General features: G+C 71.6%; 13 protein-coding genes. 9 read left to right on the top strand and 4 right to left on the bottom strand.

The window, feature by feature from the left end; genetic code table 11:
• Positions 1-548: 548 nt before the first annotated feature.
• Positions 549-2753: an ATP-dependent DNA helicase RecG gene (recG, locus tag KBX21_RS10005; RefSeq protein WP_210841720.1), complete on the bottom strand. Its 2205-nt coding sequence runs from the start codon at positions 2751-2753 to the stop codon at positions 549-551.
• Between the two features lie 433 nt (positions 2754-3186).
• Between recG and rpmB the strand changes: the two genes are divergently transcribed.
• Positions 3187-3372 (top strand): 50S ribosomal protein L28, encoded by a 186-nt coding sequence (gene rpmB / locus KBX21_RS10000; RefSeq protein ID WP_013151263.1) that lies wholly within the window; start codon positions 3187-3189, stop codon positions 3370-3372.
• A 119-nt stretch (positions 3373-3491) separates the two neighbouring features.
• On the opposite strand, the gene KBX21_RS09995 is transcribed toward rpmB, so the two are convergent.
• Both KBX21_RS09995 and KBX21_RS09990 read right to left on the bottom strand, forming a co-directional pair.
• On the bottom strand, positions 3492-4145 hold the full coding sequence (locus tag KBX21_RS09995) for a cellulose binding domain-containing protein (RefSeq protein WP_049568577.1): 654 nt from the start codon (positions 4143-4145) through the stop codon (positions 3492-3494).
• A gap of 200 nt (positions 4146-4345) precedes the next feature.
• Complete coding sequence (locus tag KBX21_RS09990; protein WP_049568575.1) at positions 4346-5332, bottom strand: thiamine-phosphate kinase; 987 nt, start codon at positions 5330-5332, stop codon at positions 4346-4348.
• 152 nt (positions 5333-5484) lie between these two features.
• Between KBX21_RS09990 and KBX21_RS09985 the strand changes: the two genes are divergently transcribed.
• Together KBX21_RS09985 and KBX21_RS09980 are read left to right on the top strand one after the other, a co-directional pair.
• Positions 5485-5718 (top strand): Lrp/AsnC family transcriptional regulator, encoded by a 234-nt coding sequence (locus KBX21_RS09985; protein ID WP_017545937.1) that lies wholly within the window; start codon positions 5485-5487, stop codon positions 5716-5718.
• A 31-nt stretch (positions 5719-5749) separates the two neighbouring features.
• Complete coding sequence (locus tag KBX21_RS09980; RefSeq protein ID WP_049568571.1) at positions 5750-6208, top strand: DUF3515 domain-containing protein; 459 nt, start codon at positions 5750-5752, stop codon at positions 6206-6208.
• A 122-nt stretch (positions 6209-6330) separates the two neighbouring features.
• Here KBX21_RS09980 and KBX21_RS09975 read toward each other — a convergent pair whose 3' ends face one another.
• Complete coding sequence (locus KBX21_RS09975) at positions 6331-7104, bottom strand: DUF3105 domain-containing protein (RefSeq protein ID WP_210841719.1); 774 nt, start codon at positions 7102-7104, stop codon at positions 6331-6333.
• 89 nt (positions 7105-7193) lie between these two features.
• Between KBX21_RS09975 and KBX21_RS09970 the strand changes: the two genes are divergently transcribed.
• From KBX21_RS09970 to KBX21_RS09945, 6 genes are all read left to right on the top strand, one after another.
• On the top strand, positions 7194-7916 hold the full coding sequence (locus tag KBX21_RS09970; protein WP_210841718.1) for a DUF305 domain-containing protein: 723 nt from the start codon (positions 7194-7196) through the stop codon (positions 7914-7916).
• Positions 7917-8389: 473 nt separating this feature from the next.
• The gene (locus tag KBX21_RS09965; RefSeq protein WP_049568563.1) at positions 8390-9835 is read left to right on the top strand and encodes a cytochrome ubiquinol oxidase subunit I; all 1446 of its coding nucleotides are present in this window, start codon (positions 8390-8392) and stop codon (positions 9833-9835) included.
• Between the two features lie 12 nt (positions 9836-9847).
• A complete protein-coding gene (cydB, locus tag KBX21_RS09960; RefSeq protein WP_017545932.1) occupies positions 9848-10888 on the top strand; it encodes a cytochrome d ubiquinol oxidase subunit II in 1041 nt (346 codons plus the stop codon).
• Positions 10889-11072: 184 nt separating this feature from the next.
• On the top strand, positions 11073-12818 hold the full coding sequence (gene cydD, locus KBX21_RS09955; RefSeq protein ID WP_210841717.1) for a thiol reductant ABC exporter subunit CydD: 1746 nt from the start codon (positions 11073-11075) through the stop codon (positions 12816-12818).
• Positions 12815-14590, top strand: a complete 1776-nt coding sequence (cydC, locus tag KBX21_RS09950) for a thiol reductant ABC exporter subunit CydC (protein ID WP_210841716.1) — start codon at positions 12815-12817, stop codon at positions 14588-14590. The genes cydD and cydC overlap by 4 nt, the downstream gene beginning before the upstream one ends.
• 9 nt (positions 14591-14599) lie before the next feature.
• Positions 14600-15463, top strand: a complete 864-nt coding sequence (locus KBX21_RS09945; RefSeq protein WP_049568551.1) for an EI24 domain-containing protein — start codon at positions 14600-14602, stop codon at positions 15461-15463.
• The last annotated feature ends 22 nt before the right edge of the window (positions 15464-15485 follow it).

Here is a 15485-nt window from a genome sequence, read left to right as displayed (position 1 = left end):
GCGCACTGCGGGAGTACGCGCACCACGGAAGCCCTCGCACTGCGGTGCACGCGCAACCACGGGGACCCGCGCGCTACGGTGCACGCGCACCGGGGGTTCAAGCCCACTGAGCCTGCACGCCTACTGCGGGAGCCCGCGTGCCGAGGGTGCACACGCACCACTGGAGCGCTCGCGCCACCAGAACACACGCCGTCGTGGGCCCGCGCACTGCGGGAGCCCGCGCGCTACGGGCACACACGCACCACGGAAGCCGGAGTCTGAGCGTGCACACGCACTACGGGAATCCGCTCACTCCGGCTGCACGCCGCACTGAGCAGGTACGCGCACCACGGAAGCGCGCCGCGGGCGCACTCGTGCTGAGGTGCACGCCCGCTGGAGGGTGCACACGCCCACGGGAGCCCGAGTCTGAGCGTGCACACACAACGGGAACCCGCGCGCTGCGGCTGCGTGTCCGCTGAGGAGGAAGGCCGCTTCCCGGAGGCGGCGCCCCTCCCCCTGTGTCCCCCCGGGTACGACCGGCCAGGGGCCGCCTCGTGCCTCGGAAGCGCTCAGGTCTTGTCCAGGTACTCCGCGCGTTCCTCGGGGAGCAACGCCGCCAGGGCGTCGGCCAGCGGTTCGTGGGCGGTCAGGCCCGGATCCTCGGCCACCAGGCGGGTGGCCTCCTCGCGGGCCTCGCCGATCAGCTCCTCGTCCTTGACCAGCGTGAGCATGCGAAGGCTCGAACGCGCCCCGGACTGGGCGTCGCCGAGCACGTCGCCCTCACGGCGCATCTCCAGGTCGGCGCGGGACAGCTCGAACCCGTCCGTGGTGGCGGCGACGGCGGCCAGCCGTTCGCGGGCGGGGCTGCCCTCCTCCGCCTCGGTGACCAGCAGGCAGAGCCCGGGCAACTGTCCGCGACCGACCCGGCCGCGCAGCTGGTGCAGCTGCGAGATCCCGAACCGGTCGGCGTCCATGATCGCCATGACGGTGGCGTTGGGCACGTCCACACCGACCTCGATGACGGTGGTGGACACGACCACGTCGGTCTGGCCCGAGGTCAGGCGGCGCATCACCGCGTCCTTGTCGTCCGGGGCCATCCGTCCGTGCAGGGCCTCCACCCGTACGTCCGCCAGCGGACCCTCCTTGAGGCGGGCGAGCACGTCCAGCACCGCGAGCGGTGGCCGGGCGCCCGGGGGCGCGTCCTCGGGCGGGGGCTCGACCTCGTCACCGGAGCCGTCCGTGCCGTCCCCGATCCGGGGGCAGACCACGAAGGCCTGGCGGCCCTGGCCGACCTCCTCGCGGACGCGTTCCCAGGCTCGGGTGAGGAAGTGCGGCTTCTCGTGGGCGGGGACGACGTGGGTGGAGATCGGCGCGCGCCCCTGGGGCAGCTGGGTGAGGGCCACCACGTCGAGGTCGCCGTAGACCGTCATCGCGACGGTCCTCGGGATCGGTGTGGCGGTCATCACCAGCACGTGCGGGCGGCCGTCCCTGGCCTTCTCCCGCAGGGCGTCGCGCTGCTCCACCCCGAACCGGTGCTGCTCGTCCACGACCACCAGACCGAGGTCGGCGAAGGAGACGTGCTCCTGGAGGAGGGCGTGGGTGCCCACGACGATTCCCGCCTGACCCGAGGCGGCCTCCAGCAGGGCCTCGCGCCGCGCGGCGGTGTTCATGGAACCGGTGAGCAGGGCGACGCGGGTGGCGGTGTCGGCGCCGTCGATCTGCCCGGCCCTGCCGAGCGCCCCGAGCATGGCGCCGATGGAGCGGTGGTGCTGCTGGGCCAGGACCTCGGTGGGGGCGAGCATGACGGCCTGGCCGCCGGAGTCCACCACCCGCAGCATCGCGCGCAGGGCCACCAGGGTCTTGCCCGCTCCGACGTCGCCCTGGAGGAGGCAGTGCATCGGGTGGGTGGCGTCGAGCCGCTCGGCCAGGCGTTCACCGACCTCCTTCTGGCCGTCGGTGAGCGTGAACGGGAGCTGGGCGTCGAAGGCGTCGAGGAGGCCGCCGTCCACTCCGGGGCGCGGTTTGGCGGGCAGTTCCTCGGCCTGTTGGCGGCGCTGGGCCAGGGCCAGCTGGAGCACGAAGGCCTCGTCCCACTTCAGGCGGCGCCTGGCGGCCCCGACCTCGGACCACTCGGTGGGCCGGTGGATCCGCTCCAGCGCCTTGTGGACACCCAGGAGCCCCTTGCGGGACCGCAGTTCGGGCGGGAGGGGGTCGGGGATGTCGGTGGCGTAGTCCAGCGCGACCCCGACGGACCGGGCGATGGTGGCGGAGTCCAGCCCCTTGACCGCCGGGTAGACGGGGATCAGCTCGTTGGCGTAGGCCCGGGCGGCCTCGCCCTCGAGGCCTTCGTCGTCCAGGAGCACGTACTCGGGGTGGTCGAGCTGGCGGCGGCCCTTGAAGGTGGACACCCGGCCGGAGAACATGGCCAGCCGCCCGGGGACGAGGGTGTTCTGGTGGTGGGAGCCGCGGTTGAAGAAGGTCAGGTGGAGGCGCCCGGTGCCGTCCGTGACGGTGGCCTCCATCATGTCCATGCGGCGGCGGCCCTGGCGGGCGGGGATGGTGCGCCGCCGGGCGTCCAGGACCTTGGCCTGCACGGTGACGTCCTCCCCCTCCCGCAGGAGCGCGAGGTCGGTGAGTTCGCCCCGGCGGTCGTAGCGGCGCGGGTAGTAGCGCAGCAGGTCGCCGAGGGTGTGGAGGTCGAGTTTGTCGGCGAGTGCCTTCGCCGTCCTGCCGCCGAGGGGTCCTTTGCGCAGCGGCTCGTCCCAGGTGCTCACTGTGGTTCCCGTCCTGCCTCGTGGGGTCGCCCGTCAGTGTCACCGTAGACCTCCGGTGCGACGACCGGGGGCGGCCGGTACGCTGACCGCCCGTGTCGGTCGCGTCGGCGACGCAGCGGCACTGGTGGCACCGGCGGCACTGGTGCAGCCGCCCCCTCCAACCGGGGTATACTCGTCAGAGTTCATCGCGTTTTCGCCATGCCCGCGTGGCTGATCTCGATGCTCCGGTGGGTGTGTGAGGCCTCGGTCGCGCCGTTCCCCGCCGTAGCGCGTACGGACGCCCGCCAGTGGTCTGATTTCACCTTCGGGCATGTCCTTCGTGTACTCTTCCCCGGTTGGCGTCCTCGCCAGCCTGCCCACCCGGCCTCCTCTGGCCGGATGACCTCTCGCGTGCGGCGACGTGCGCGATCCCGAGCACTTGAATGGAGTTACCGTGGCTTCCGTCTGCGACGTCTGCGGCAAGGGACCAGGGTTCGGTAACAGTGTTTCCCACTCGCACCGTCGCACCCGCCGCCGCTGGAACCCCAACATCCAGACCGTTCGCACCCGCGTGGGCGGCACGCCCAAGCGTGTGAACGCGTGCACCTCGTGCATCAAGGCCGGCAAGGTGACCCGCTAGGGTCCCCTGCCACCCGTGGTTCTCGAAGGGCCCTCCGACTTCGGTCGGGGGGCCTTCGTGCTGTCCGGAGCCGGTGCTGAAGTGACTCGTGTGACGACCGGACGACCAGGGTCACGGCTCTACAGGTCGCACACGTGGCCGTTGAGGGAGCACCGGACGGGGCTCTGGGAGACACCGATCGCGTCGAAGGTCAGGGTCACCGACTCACCCGGATCCAGGTGACCGTCGGTCCCGGACTGGCGGGCGAGGATGCCGTCGTCCAACGGTTCCCAGTCCGCGTCGTGCACCTCGGTGACGTCGGCGGTCTCGAAGGCCAGGGCCAGTTCCCAGGCGTCGAGCCGGGTCCGCGAGGTGTTCGTGACGGTCACCCTGCTGGTGAAGCCGACCGCCGTCGCCTCCAGCACCTGGTACGAGACGGCCGTGGGCTCCGACCCCGCCTGGGTCTGCGGCCCGGTGTTCCCCTCCCCTGACGAGGCGCCGCCGCGGTCCGGACGCGGGGAGGCGTCGTGGGTGGGTTCGGTGCCGTCCTGGGGTCCGGGTGCCTCCGTCGCGCCGGGAGGGCCGCCGAACTGGAGGTAGATCTGCGTGGTGCTGTAGCCGAACAGGAGCAGTCCGAGTATCACCCCGGAGACCACGAGGACGTTGAGCAGCCTCGGCGGCTCGACCCGTTTGGGCACCGTGCTCTCGAGGAGTCCTCCGAACCGCCGCAGCGCTCCGGCGTTCTCCGGTTCGCTGCGGTGGGCTCCACGACGGTGGCCGTGCCGCCTAGCCATGCCGCCCCATGTGCCGCCCTCCGACGTTGTTCCGCTGGCCTTGCTCACCCTGGGCCGTCGGCCGTGCCGACCAGGGGTCTCACCTCGGGTGGATCGCCGCGGGTTCGGGCCCCGCGAGGTCATACCACTGTCCGTAGGCCAACGCTGACCGCGATGGCAAAGCCTAGCGCGATCACCAAACAGGACAAATCCAAACGGGCTCAGTCCCGCCGGAAATGATCCCACCCACCGCGTTCGACCACGTTCCCGTCCACCGTGACGGCGGCCCGGCCGCCCTCCTGCGGTGCCTCTCCCACGGTGCCCACGCGGTGCCAGTGCTCCGGGAGCACGACCTCGGGTGGGAAGACCGCGGCGAGAGCGTGGTCCTCACCGCCGGCCACCATCAGGCGACGGGCGGCGTCCACAGCCTTCCCCGTGGGAGCCCCGAGTACACGGACGGCTTCGAGGAGTGCGGATTCGGGCCGGAACGCCTCCGAGTCCAGAAGGATTCCCACCCCGCTGCCACGGCACACGTGCCCGAGGTCCTGGACGAGTCCGTCGCTCACGTCGAGCATCGCGGTCGCGCCGAGCCGGGCCGCCTCCGGGCCCGCGGCGTAGGGCGGGCTCGGCCTGCGGTGCTCGGCCAGGCACTCCGCCGGTCCGTCGACGCCCCCTTCCAGGAGCGCCAGACCGGCGGCGGACAGGCCGAGGTGGCCGGTGTAGGCGACCACGTCACCCGGCCGGGCGCCGTCGCGGCGGACCGGGGCCCGGCCCTCCAGGTCCCCGAGAGCGGTGATGGCGATCGTCAGGGTCGGCGAGCCCACCGTGTCCCCGCCGACCACCGCTCCCCCGGCCCGGGCGCACTCGTCGCGCACCCCGGCGGTGAACTCCTCGGCCCAGGCCAGCGGGAGCTCGGCCGGTGCGGCGAAGCCGATGAGCAGCCCGGTGGGGCGCGCGCCCATGGCCACGACGTCGGCGTAGTTCTGCGCCACGGCGCGGTGCCCGACGTCGCGGGCGGTGGACCAGTCCCTCCGGAAGTGGCGGCCCTCGACGAGGAGGTCCGTGGTCGCGACCGTGCGCCCGTCAGGCGCGGCCACGACCGCGGCGTCGTCGCCGGGTCCGAGGATTACGTCGTCCGTCCTGGGGAATTGGCCCGTCACGCGCTCGATCAGAGCGAACTCGCCAAGACCCCCAATGGTGCTCAACACACAGATCAGGGTACGGTGACGCTCCGGCGCAGTGGTCTAGACCCCGTGGTCAGGCCCCCACTTTCGTCATCCGTTCGTCATCGGCTGTGCCCCTCCGGCCGGGGCCGCGTCGCTCGGCACCCCACCCGGCCCGGCATGAAGGAGTAGTCAACATGGTGCAGGCATACATCCTGGTCCAAACCGAGGTCGGCCAGGCCGCCGAGGTCGCGGAGCGTGTGCGCGGGATCGCGGGGGTCGACCAGGCCAACGACGTCACCGGTCCCTACGATGTGATCGTGCAGGCGCGGGCGGAGGACATGGACGCCCTCGGTTCCCTCGTGGTCGCCCGGATTCAGCGTCTGGACGGCATCGCCCGTACCCTTACCTGTCCCATCGTCAACATCTGAGGTCGACTGAGTCGACGGAGCGAGGTTGCCCGTGCCCAAGCGCTACTTCGGAGCGGCCCTTGCCGTCGTCCTGGTGACGGCCGGTTGCGGCCAGACCGTGCAGATGCAACCCCCCGAGACGGACGGTCAGACCGCCGAGGCCTGCGCGGCGCTGGTCTCGGACCTCCCGGACACCCTTCTCGGCGCCGACCGCGCGACGGTCCAGCCCGAGTCGGAGATCATGGCGGCCTGGGGCGACCCGCCCATCGGCCTTCGGTGCGGCGTTCCCCAGCCCTCCTCCCTGGAACTGGACTCGATCCTGGAGGAGGTCAACGGTGTCGCGTGGCTCCCCCAGCCCGAGGACGCTCCCACCGTGTACACGGCGGTCGAGCGCGAGGCCTACGTCGAACTCTCCGTGCCGCCCTCCTACGGCCCGCCCGCCCCGGCTCTGAGCGAGCTGAGTGACCTGATCGCCGAGCACCTGGAAGAGCGGGCCGACAGCCGGCAGTGACCGCGCCCGAGCGGCGCCCGTTCCCCCGAGACACGTGTGGGGCCGGAGGCGGGAGGATCGCCTTCGGCCCCACTTTCGCGTCTTGGGGAGGTGTCGGGGGGGTGGGTGGGGCGCTCTCGGCGCTACTCCCCGCCCTCGTCGGGGGCCGCGCTGGGCTCGTCGGTGCCCTCGGTGTCGGTGTCCTCGTTCTCCGCGTCCGAGCCGGACTCGTCGCTGTCCGCGCCCTCCAGGGACTCGGCGTCCGCGCCGTCCTCGGCGATCTCGGCCTCGATCTCGGCCGCGGTGAACGAGATGGAGCCGGAGCACGCGGCGCCGGGCTCGGGGACGTCCTGGCCGCGCTCGTAGAACTGGACGTAGCGGGCGAGGTCCTCGTCGTCCGCGCTCTCGGCGGTGATCTGGCGGCCCCAGCTGGAGGCGACGATCGGCGCGGGCATGTCACCCTCGTAGGGGCTGATGACGAGGTAGTCGCCGGGGTTGTAGAAGCCCTGGAGCGCCTCGATCTCCTCTTCGGCGATGTCCGCTTCGTAGGTGATCCAGACCGCGCCGTGCTCCAGGGAGTGGACCGCGAACTCCGGCATCAGCGGTTCGGTGTACACACCACAGTTCTGCCATCTGTTCCAGTGCTGGCCCCCGACCGGCGGGGACTGCTCGTAGTCCACGCGCTGGCCGTCCGGGACGTGGTTGTACTCGTCGACGGCGTACTCCTGCACACCGGCGATGTTGCGGGAGCGGAACTCCATGAAGACCGCGGTTCCCAGCAGACCCAGGACCGCCGCGGAGGCTACGCTGATCCCGGCGATCTTGAGGATCTTGGCGCGGCGTTCCTTCTTACGCTGCTCTTCCCGCAGGGCGGCGGCGCGAGCTCGACGCTCCTCCGCCTTCGTCTTCTTGGCCACTGGGTCTCCTGGGCTGGATGTGGTCGAATGGGACTTTCCTATCCTCTACTTTGTCATCAGAGTGGTGCGATTTGACCAGGGTGGTTCCGATGGGGCATGTGACCGGGGCGGCGGCGAGCGACGCCGACCGTTCCGACGAGGAGTCGTACGAGGACGGGTCGGCCGAGCACGACGACCACTCGGAGGAGGGCGGCGGCTCCGCGCCCCCGAGCTCACCCGGACGCTCCGTCCCGCTCTGGATGGCAGTGACGTTGGTCGCCCTCGCGCTGGTCGGGGGGTTCCTCATGGGCCGTCCGTCGTACCCGCTGGACACCAGCGCCGACGCCGGCTTCCTCCGTGACATGAGCACGCACCACGCCCAGGCCGTGGACATGTCGCTGGTCGTCATGGAACGCACCGACGACGTCGAGCTGCACACGATCGCCACGGACATGGCACGGACCCAGCAGGCGCAGATCGGGATCATGCAGGGCTGGCTGAGTTCCTGGGGGCTCCACGCCCGCGCCTCGGAGCCGCCGATGACCTGGATGGCCGACCACGACCACGGCGGCGGTGAGGGCGAGGTCCCCGAGACCATGCCCGGGTGGGCCACGGAGGAACAGCTGGTGCGGCTCGCCGACGCCGAGGGCGAGGAGGCCGAGGTCCTCTTCCTGGAGCTGATGATCGCCCACCACCTCGGCGGGATCGAGATGGCCGAGGCCGAGGTGGAGCTCGGCAACGAGGAGCTGGTCACCACCTTCGCCCAGGGGATGGTCGACGCCCAGCAGTCCGAGGTGGACAACATGGAGCGCCTGCTGGAGCTGCGCGGCTAGGGCGTGGTTTTTGGATGCTTTCGCCGGTGGCGGCGGAGCCGCCATCGATGCGAGCGGCCGTCCAGGCAATCTCTCGCAAGCCGTGGAGCGAAGCTGCCCCTACTGTGCGCTGCTACGCAAGCTCCGCAGCCTCACACAGCGGGGGCCCGCCCGGGGTTGGCTGTCCGAGCTTCATCGGCGCAGCGAGAGGCAGCCTGGTGGTCGCGAGCGCGGAATGATCCAAAAAACACGACCTGGTTCCCTCCTCCACACGACGGCCCCGGCCTGGTTCGGCACCAGGGCCACGAAGACACGAAGCACGACGGCGCGCCCCCGGTTCGGGGGCGCGCCGTCGTGTTGCCCGGGGGCTGCTGCCGGAGGGCACCACTCGCCGACCCAACGTGTCCTGTCTCTCAGGGGGGTCCACCCACGTACGACAGGCAGTAGCACTACAGTTCGTAGTACTACCGGCGGTCGGTAACTGAGAGGCGGGCATGGAAGCTCTAGACCTTGCGAGGTGGCAGTTCGGCGTCACCACGATCTACCACTTCCTCTTCGTCCCCCTGACGATCGGGCTCTCGTTCATCGTGGCCGTGCTCCAGACCTTCTGGTACCGCACCGGAAGACACGAGTACCTCCAGGCCACCCAGTTCTTCGGGAAGCTGTTCCTGATCAACTTCGCCATGGGCGTGGTCACCGGGATCGTGCAGGAGTTCCAGTTCGGAATGAACTGGAGCGAGTACTCGCGCTTCGTCGGGGACGTCTTCGGGGCGCCCCTGGCGATGGAGGCCCTGCTGGCCTTCTTCCTGGAGTCCACCTTCATCGGACTGTGGATCTTCGGCTGGCACCGGCTCCCGCGCGGCATCCACCTGGCCTGCATCTGGGTGGTCGCCGTCGGCACCAACCTCTCCGCGTACTTCATCCTGGCCGCCAACGCCTGGATGCGCCGCCCCGTCGGCTACGAGGTCAACCCGGAGAACGGCCGCGCCGAGCTGAACGACATCTGGGCCGTGCTCAGCAACGACCAGGCCTGGTCCACGTACCTGCACACCGTCTCTGCCGCCTTCGTCACCGCCGGGCTCTTCGTGGTGGCCGTCAGCGCCTTCAAGCTGTGGCGCCACACCAGGCACGACGACACCGGAGAGGTCGGCGTCACCCCGCCCAAGCGCGACCTCGCGCTCTTCCGCTCCACCCTGAAGGTCGGCCTGGTCTTCACCCTCATGGCCGGGGCGCTCACGTTCGTCTCCGGCGACCACCAGGCCAAGCTCGCCGCCGAGTACGAGCCCATGAAGCTCGCCGCCGCCGAGGCCCTGTGGGAGACCGAGGAGGGCGCGCCCTTCTCCACGTTCGCGGTCGGCGACACCGAGGCGCGGTACAACCCGATCGACGTCGGTGTCCCCAACATCCTGAGCTTCCTGGCCACCGGGCACTTCGACGGCGAGGTGCACGGGATGAACAACCTCCAGGAGGCGTACGAGGAGTACTACGGCCCGGGGGACTACATCCCCAACGTGTTCGTCGTGTACTGGGCCTTCCGGCTGATGATGGGCTTCGGGATCTTCGGCGTGGCCGTGGCCGCCCTGGGGCTGTGGCTCACCCGGGGACGGAAGCGGCTGCCGAGGACCAGGTGGTTCTACTACGCCGCGATCGCGGCCCTGCCCGCCGCCCTGTTCGCCAACATCTTCGGGTGGGTGCTCACCGAGATGGGCCGCCAGCCGTGGACCGTCCACGGTGAACTCCTCACCGCGAACAGCGTCTCCCCCGGAGTCAGCCTCGGGACGGTGGCCATGAGCCTCGGGATCTTCACCGCCGTGTACGGGCTGCTGTTCGTCATCGAGGTCGGCCTGCTGTGGAAGTACGTCAAGAAGGGCCCCGCACACCTCGTCCCGGATCTGGAGAACGACGAGGACGAGTCCCAGATCCCCCACTTCAGCTACTAGGAGCCAACGACCATGGAACTGGCCGTCATCTGGTTCGTCGCCATCGCCGTCCTGTGGATCGGGTACTTCGTCCTGGAGGGATTCGACTTCGGGGTGGGCACCCTGCTGCCCTTCATGGGCAGGCGCAACTCCGTGGACCGCCGGGTCGCCATCAACTCGATCGGCCCGGTCTGGGACGCCAACGAGGTGTGGCTGCTCACGGCGGGCGGCGCCATGTTCGCCGCCTTCCCCGCCTGGTACGCGTCCCTGTTCAGCGGGTTCTACGTGCCGCTGTTCCTGATCCTCATCGCGCTCATCCTGCGCGGCGTGGCCTTCGAGTACCGGGGCAAGCGCGACGACCCTCGCTGGCAGGACTGGTGGGACCGGGCCATCTTCTTCGGCAGCTCCGTCCCCGCCTTCCTGTGGGGCGTGGCCTTCGCCAACATCGTCCGGGGCGTGGCGATGGACTCCGACCACATCGTCACCGCGTCCCTGCTGGACCTACTCAACCCGTACGCCCTGCTCGGCGGGCTGACGACGCTCTCGCTGTTCACCCTGCACGGCGCCGTGTTCCTGACCCTCAAGACCGACGGGCCGGTCCGGGTCCGCGCCCGCCGCGCCACCCTGGTCACCGCCTGCGTGGCCGTGCCCGCGGGAGCCGCGTTCCTGCTGTGGACCCAGTTCGCCTACGGCAAGCCGTGGACGCTGCCGCTCGTGCTGATCGCCGCCCTGGCCCTGGTGGCCGGAGTGGTGGCGGCCTGGTACCGCCGTGAGGGCTGGTCGTTCCTGGCCACCGCGGTGACCATCCTGACCGCCGTGACCGCGCTGTTCGGGTCGCTGTTCCCGGACGTGCTCCCGTCCACCACCGACGCGGCCTTCAGCCTCACCGTCGAGAACGCCTCGTCAGCCGACTACACGCTCACCGTGATGTCGTGGGTGGCCCTGGTGTTCCTGCCGCTGGTGATCGGCTACCAGTCCTGGAGCTACTGGGTCTTCCGCAAGCGGGTCACCGGCGAGCAGATCGGCGGCCCCACCACCACACCGACCGGGAACGAGCCGGAACGGGCCGCCTGACCGGCCGCGTTCCCCCGCGCCGTACCCTCCGTCCTCCGCATCGCCCCGGAGGGCGGGGTACGGCGCGATCGGCGACCTCCCCGGATACTGGTCCGGAGCACACAGTGTTCCCGCGTCCCCGACTCATCCGCCCCATCGGCCTCACCGCTCCGGCCGGGCCCCGACGCCACGAGGTTCCACGCACATGAAACCGCTCGACCCACGTCTGGTGCGCACCGCGGGCGCGGTCCGGACGCATCTGGCCGTCACCGTGGTCAGCGGCGTGCTGATCACCGGCCTCATCCTCGCCCAGGCCTGGCTGTTGGCCCGGGTCATCACCGGGGTGTGGGCCGGTGAGGGCATGGACGCGCTGGGCTGGATGATCGCCGCCGTGGCCGTGGTCGCGATCGTCCGCGCCCTGCTCTCCTACCTCGCCGAGGCGTCCGCCCTGCACAGCGCCGCCCGTACGAAGTCGCAGCTGCGGCGCCAACTGGTCTCCCACGTGACCGGTTCGGGCAGGGTGTGGCTGGCCGAGGGCGGTGACCGGGAGAACGGCTCGCCCCGGGCAGGGGAACTCGTCACCCTCGCCACACGGGGCCTGGACGCCCTCGACGAGTACTTCTCCCGGTACCTGCCCCAACTCGTCCTGGCCTGCATCGTGCCGTTCGCGGTGCTGGCGGTCGTGTTCTGGGCGGACTGGATCTCCGGGATCGTCATCCTGGTGACCCTGCCGCTCATCCCGATCTTCATGGCGCTGATCGGTATGCACACCCAACAGCGCACCGAGCGCCAGTGGCGGCTGCTGAGCCGGTTGGGCGGGCACTTCCTCGATGTGGTGGAGGGGCTGCCGACCCTGGCGGTCTTCCGCCGCGCCAAGGCCCAGGCCGCCATCATCCGGAGGGTCGGCGACGACCACCGGGCCGCGACCATGGGGACGCTGCGGATCGCGTTCCTGTCCGCCTTCGCCCTGGAGCTGCTGGCCACCCTCGCGGTCGCGCTGGTCGCGGTGGAGGTGGGGCTGCGCCTGCTGGGCGGGCACATGGACTACCAGACCGCCCTCCTGGTCCTGATCCTCGCGCCCGAGGCCTACCTGCCGCTGCGCGAGGTGGGAGCCCGGTTCCACGCGAGCATGGAGGGCGTGGCCGCCGCCGACCAGGTCTTCACCGAACTCGACCGCGAGCGCGGGACGAGTGGTCGGGACGGGCACGGCGAGGAGCGGCGGGCCACGGCACCGACCGGGGTCCCCGCACCCGCCGCCTCGGGTGACATCCGCTTCGAGGGGGTGGGGCTGCTCTACCCCGGCCGCGAGGTGCCCGCCCTGTCCGGACTGGACCTGACCGTCCGCTCCGGCGAGCACCTGCTGCTCACCGGGCCCAGCGGCTCGGGCAAGACCACCCTGCTGTCCCTCCTGCTGCGGCTCGGCGAACCCACGCAGGGACGGATCAGCGTGCGGGCTCCCGGCGGGCAGTGGACCCCGATGGACGAGGTGCCCGCCGACGACTGGCGTCTGGGCGTCGCCTGGGTGCCCCAGCACCCCTATCTGTTCGACGTGTCCGTCGCCGACAACATCCGGCTGGGCGCGCCCGACGCCGACATGGACCGGGTACGGGAGGCGGCGCGGATGGCCGAGGCCGACGCGTTCGTGTCCGCCCTCCCTGAGGGGTACGGGACCCGGCTGGGCGAGCGGGGCGCGCGCCTGTCCGCCGGGCAGCGGCAGCGGATCGCCCTGGCCCGGGCTATGTGCCGGGACGCGCCGCTGGTGCTGCTGGACGAGCCCACCGCGCACCTGGACCCCGAGAACGCCGGGGCCGTGCGCACCGCGGTGGCCCGCCTGTTGGAGGGGCGTACCGCCGTGATCGTCGCCCACGACACCGGGTGGGCCGAGTCCGCGCTCGGCGCGAACCTCAGGACCACCGCGCTTCCGCTGCTGACCCGGGAGGCCCACCGATGAGCGCCGAGACGGCCGCCGCCACCCACCCGTCGGAGGTCGGAGAGCGGGAACGGCGCCGGGACCCCCTGCGCCGGATGATCGGGCTGGCCCGGCCCCGGAGCGCGCGGTTCGCACTGGGCGTGCTGCTCGGCGCCGCCGCCACCGGTTCGGGCGTGGCCCTGCTGGGCGTGGCCGCCTGGATGCTGGCCACCGCGGCCAACCACCCCTCCATCACCGCGCTGAGCGTGGCCGTGGTCGCCACCCGGGCGCTGGGTGTGAGCAAGGGCGTGACCCGCTACCTGGAGCGCCTGGTCACCCACGACGCGGCGTTCCGGACCCTGGCCGAGGTGCGGGTCCGGGTGTACGAGCGGCTGGCCCGGACCGAGCCGTTCGGGCGCTTCCGCTCCGGCGACCTCGTGTCGCGCCTGGTCAACGACACCGAGGCCACCCTCGACCTGCTGGTGCGCGGGCTCACGCCGCCCTTGGTGTCGGTGGTCACCGGTGGTGCCACGGTGCTGGTCCTGACCATGGTGTACGTCCCCGGGGGCCTGCTGTTGGCGGCGGGGCTGCTGCTCGCCGGGCTCGCGGTTCCGCTGGCCGCCGCCGCGCTGGGCCGGGCGCCGGGTCTGCGGGAGGCCCGGGCGCGCGGCGGCCTCTCCACGACCCTGGTGGACACCCTCCAGGGCGCCCCGGACCTGATCGCCTACGGGGCGATGGAGCGTCAGGTGGCCAGGGTGAACGAGGCCGACGCCGAGCTCACGCGGGTGGCCCGGCGCGACGCCGCGACCCTCGGCCTGAGCGCCGGGGCCAACGCCCTGATCACCGGGCTGACCGTGTGGGGCGCCCTGTTCCTGGGCGTGCTGGCCGTGGACGACGGGATGATCGGCCCGACGGCGTTGGCGGTGCTGGTGCTCACCACGCTGGCCGCCTTCGAGATCGTGGCCCCGCTGCCCGCCGTCGCGGCACGGCTGGGCTCGATCCGGGCCAGTGGCGAGCGTCTGTTCGGTGTCCTCGACACTCCGCCCGGGGTCGCGCCTCCTGCACGGGAGGGGCTGGAGATCGACCCGGCGGCCGACGCCACCGTGCGGGTGCGTGACCTGCGCGTGCGGTACGGCCCGGAGGAACCGTGGGCGCTGGACGGGGTGGACCTGGAGATCCCCGCCGGGGCGACCGTGGCGGTGGTGGGTCCGAGCGGCGCGGGCAAGAGCACGCTCGCCTCGGTGCTGTTGCGCTTCATGGACCCGAACGGCGGCCGCGTGGAGATCGGCGGCGTGGACATCACCGACTACCCGGCCGACGAGGTCCGCAGGGTGGTGTCCGGGGTCCCGCAGGACCCGCACGTGTTCGCCTCCACGCTCCGGGAGAACCTGCGTCTGGCCAGGCCGGAGGCCGGGGACGACGAGCTGTGGGCGGCGCTGCGCGGGGCCCGCCTGGCCGGTGAGGTCGAGGCGATGCCCAAGGGGCTGGACACCCAGGTGGGTTCGCACGGTATGGGGCTGAGCGGCGGGATGCGGCAGCGGCTGGCGCTGGCGCGGGCCGTGCTCGCCGCACCGCGCGTGCTCGTGTTGGACGAGCCGACCGCTCATCTGGACCCGGACACCCGCGACGCGGTGGTGGCCGACCTGCTCGACGCCGCCGAGGGGTTCTCCACCCTGCTCATCACCCACGACCTCACCGGCCTGGACCGGGTGGACCGCGTCTACGTGGTCCGCGACGGCCGGGTGCTCCAGTCGGGAACCCACGAGGAGCTGCTCGAACGGCCTGGGTGGTACCGGTCGGTCTGGGAGCGCTAGTGTTCGCCCGTGAATCCCGTACGTGAGGTCTTCGGTGGTTTCGGCGTTCTGCTGCGCGGTCTGGCGATCGTGCTGCGCAGACCACGCCTGTTCCTGTTGGGCGCGCTGCCCGCCCTGATCACGTCGCTGCTGTTCCTGGCGGCGCTGGTCACGTTGGCGGTGAACCTGACGGACCTGGTGGCGTGGGCGACGCCCTTCGCCCGGGAGTGGGACACCGTCTGGCAGGGACTGCTGCGCGGCGCCCTGTCCGTGGGTCTGCTGGCCGGGGCGGTCCTGGTCATGGTGGTGGCGTTCACGACGGTCACCCTGGGCTTGGGCGCGCCGATCTACGACAAGATCGCCGAGCTGGTCGAACAGGAGTTGGGCGGGGCGCCGGAGGCCCCGGAGGAGTCCCTGGCCGCCGGGCTGGTCCGCTCGATCCGCCAGTCCGTGGGGATCGTGCTGGTCTCCCTCCTGGTGACCGTGGGCGCGTTCCTGCTGGGACTCATCCCGCTGGTGGGCTGGATGGTCGGACCGGTGCTGACCGCCGTGATGGGCGGGTGGCTGCTGGGCGTGGAGCTCACCGCGAGCGCCTTCGACCGCCGTGGCCTGCTCCTGGTCCGCGACCGCCGCCACTTCATGGGCACCCGGCGCTGGCGCGTGCTGGGCTTCGCGGTCCCCACGTACTTCCTGCTGGCGATCCCCTTCGTCGCCGTGGCGGTGTTCCCCGCGGCGACGGCTGGCGGCACCATCCTCGCGCGTGAGCTGCTGCCCGACACGCCCCAGGGCTCCCAGCCTCCCCAGGACCCGCGCACTCCCGCGCACCCCCACTCGCCCCCACCCGAGCAGCCGCAGGGGCCCCAGGGGGCACCTCAGCCGCCGAGACACCCCTGACGAATCCCGTGAACGCCGGAGG

Origin of the sequence: Nocardiopsis sp. B62 (genome assembly GCF_018070675.1) — a bacterium.
In the GTDB taxonomy this organism is placed as follows: domain Bacteria; phylum Actinomycetota; class Actinomycetes; order Streptosporangiales; family Streptosporangiaceae; genus Nocardiopsis; species Nocardiopsis prasina.
This window is presented reverse-complemented; position numbering and strand designations above follow the sequence as displayed.